Origin of the sequence: Desulfonatronospira sp., assembly GCA_003563255.1 — a bacterium.
Taxonomy (GTDB): Bacteria; Desulfobacterota; Desulfovibrionia; order Desulfovibrionales; family Desulfonatronovibrionaceae; genus Desulfonatronospira.
The window spans coordinates 1-3002 of the sequence record PWSL01000448.1 but is presented as its reverse complement, the minus strand read 5'-3'; the positions used below and the strand labels follow the sequence as shown (position 1 = coordinate 3002).

The window sequence follows — 3002 nt, the reverse complement described above, 5'->3', positions numbered from 1 at the left end:
TTAGTGACTTACTCCTGAAACCCTGTCATAAAAAACAAGAAACTTAGACAGGATTAACAGGATTGACAGGATAAGCAATCAGCGGCCGGAAGCCGCAGATTGCATTAACCATCGCCAAAGGCGAGTGATAACCTTTTGGCCTGGCTTCCGGCCAGGACAAAATGATTTTTCTCTCAATCCATCTCTTAATCCTGTTAATCCTGTCAAATAGCTCTTTTCTTTATTGGGTTGCGGGCAATGCCCGCTTTATTAATGAAATCGGGTAAGCTGTAACTGATATATCTGAAACTTATTGAAAAAGCACAGTTTTCATGCAAAAAACCAAGGTCATGTTTGTGGTCATTCAGCTCGAAGCAGGAGGCTCAGAGCGGGTTGTTTTGGAACTTGCAAGAGGGCTGAATCGTGACCAATTTGAGATCTATGTAACTGCATTCAATGGCGGGGTGCTTGAAGCTCCTCTCAGGGAAGTCTGTAAAGAGATTTTCTTTATTCAAAAAAGGAGAAGATTTGATTTTTCAGCCATGATCCATCTGGCGAAAATTGTCAGGGAGCATCGTATAGATATTGTCAACGCCCATCATTACATGCCTTGCTTTTACAGCTTTTTTGGAACAAAAATCCTAAACAGAAAAAAGTTGATTTATACTGAGCATTCCGTTCCGGAAGTCGAAGGGATAGCCTCAGGAAAGCATGGAAAGATTTTAAATATGATGCTTTTTCGAATCAATGCTGTTGTCGGCGTTTCCGGGGAAATAACAGAAAGGTTCAAAGATCTTTATCCTCGCCATTCTGATAAATTTTATGAAATCTTGAATGGTGTCGATATTGAAAAATTTAAGCAAGGTGAAGCAAGAAACGATATTCGCAGACACTGGGGATTCTGCAACGATCATTTTGTTATTGGAATGGTCGCCAACTTCAAAAAAGTGAAAAACCATGCCTGCCTTGTTCGCGCTGCCGGACGATTGAAGGATGTCCATCCTCAATTGCGTCTTCTTTTCGTAGGCACAGGTTTTCCAGGAGATCCAGATAGCATGGAAGAGAAAGTTCGAGAATTGATTCGCCAACTGGGACTGCAGGACAGGGCTATCCTGGCCGGGTATCAGGAAAATATCCCAGAGATGTTGTCGGCTTTTGACTTGTTTTGCCTGCCCTCTTTTTCAGAAGGGCTGCCCGTCAGTGTACTGGAAGCCATGGCAGCTGGAGCTCCCGTGGTGGGAAGTCATGTTCGGGGAATAAAGGAGGTAGTGAAAAATCGTGAAACCGGGCTGTTGTTTACGTCCAACAATGATTCTGAACTTGCCCTTGCTCTGGAAGAAATACTTAGCAACCCAAGTTTTGGACAATACCTGGCAAATCAGGCTGCTAACTACGTTCAAAAAATACACAGTCAAAAAGTATGGGCGCAAAAGACAGCTGATTTGTTTCTGTCAGATTAGTAATGTAAGTTTCATTACAGCCTGTATAAGTCTATACTTAATCATACCATTATACTGCTCTAAACTTATATGGTAATGTTACAAATGAAAAAATTGATAATAACATGTATATGCTGGATGTTTTTTAGTGAACAAATCAATTTTTTTAAAATTTATTATTGGAGTAACTTATGAAATTTATTATCAGTAAATTCAAAATAAATTTAGAAAATTATATTAAAGAATCTCATATTCCAGGAATAGTTGTAGTTTTTTTGCTTGTCAAATTATTGTTTGTGAAAGATAGTAATAAAAAACTTTCCGTACTAACAAGAGTTCTTAGACATTATCCTAATATTGCTTTTCACAAGTCAATTTTAAATTATTCAATGACATTGGCCAAATCCGATAAAATCTTCAACAATGGTAAAAACAGGATACAACTGAATCATCCGATAATTATTAAACCTTATATTTCAAAAAAAGAAAAAGGTATTTTATTAATGAAGTTTGAGCATGAACTCAAAAAAGTTGTCAACTCCATTGCTCTTGAAACAATACAAGATCGTTATCACATTGTCTCTCTTCCATCAGGGCATGGGCTGTTTACACCGCAGTTATTGAAGCTTGCTGCGCGTTCAAGTCAAAGATTTTATGTGATGCCGGTTCAATCAAGGGATCGGATATCGTGTCTTCGGCTAGGCCCCCATTGCCAGGTACTGCCTTTTAATAATGCTAGCTGGGTTAAAAAAGAATTATTTTCCTGTTACAAAGGTCATCGAGACATCGATTGTCTTATGGTAGCACAATGGGGGAAAGTAAAAAGGCACTGGATGCTGTTTAAAGCTCTTAGCAAACTGCCTCCAGAGATTACAGCGGTGTGCGTAGGTGTTCCCGTTGGTGATGGGAGAACAGTAGATTCTATTAGACAGGAAGCCAGAGTGTATGGTGTACATGACCGGGTTACGATTATTGAAGGACCTTCTCAAGAAGATTTAAGGAACTACTTTCAACGGGCCAAAGTTTTTTGTGCTTTGTCTTATAAAGAAGGTACTTTTAATTCTGTTGCGGAATCCTTGATGGCTGGCACTCCGGTCATCATGTTTAAAAATGCCCACATCGGGACTAAAGAGCTGATCAACGAAAATAATGGAGCCTTGGTTTCCTCAATATCAGAACTCAGGGACAAGATTACTTATTTTCTCAAGAAAGACAATCATGAGGAGATCAGAAAAAACGCACAGCAATTGGTTGACGCAGCTTCAAACTGCGAAAAACTTAATCATTTGCTCAAAGAAGATGCTTTTAATTTGGGATATGAATGGAGTTGCGATATCGAATCTGTATACTGCGTAAGACTTAAGTTTTATTACGAAAATCCAGAATGGAAATCTATTTTTAAAGAAGATTATTCTTATCTAAACGATAATGGTGTTGAGATAAAAAGATTTTTATAACAATAGTGGCTCTTCGACGTTGACTGTGGAATTTGATTTTTTGATTTTGCTCACAATTTCAGGTAGCAGATCTCCAAATTTTCACCAAGGAGGTTCTGCTTATGTTTTCAAAGGATATAATGACTCT

General features: G+C 38.5%; 2 protein-coding genes. Both read left to right on the top strand.

Going from position 1 to position 3002, the window contains the following annotated elements; translation table 11 throughout:
* The first annotated feature begins 311 nt into the window (after nucleotides 1-311).
* Nucleotides 312-1439: a glycosyltransferase gene (locus QZP87_RS13110; protein WP_291323370.1), complete on the top strand. Its 1128-nt coding sequence runs from the start codon at nucleotides 312-314 to the stop codon at nucleotides 1437-1439.
* 170 nt (nucleotides 1440-1609) lie between these two features.
* On the top strand, nucleotides 1610-2875 hold the full coding sequence (locus QZP87_RS13105) for a glycosyltransferase family 4 protein (protein ID WP_291323369.1): 1266 nt from the start codon (nucleotides 1610-1612) through the stop codon (nucleotides 2873-2875).
* The last annotated feature ends 127 nt before the right edge of the window (nucleotides 2876-3002 follow it).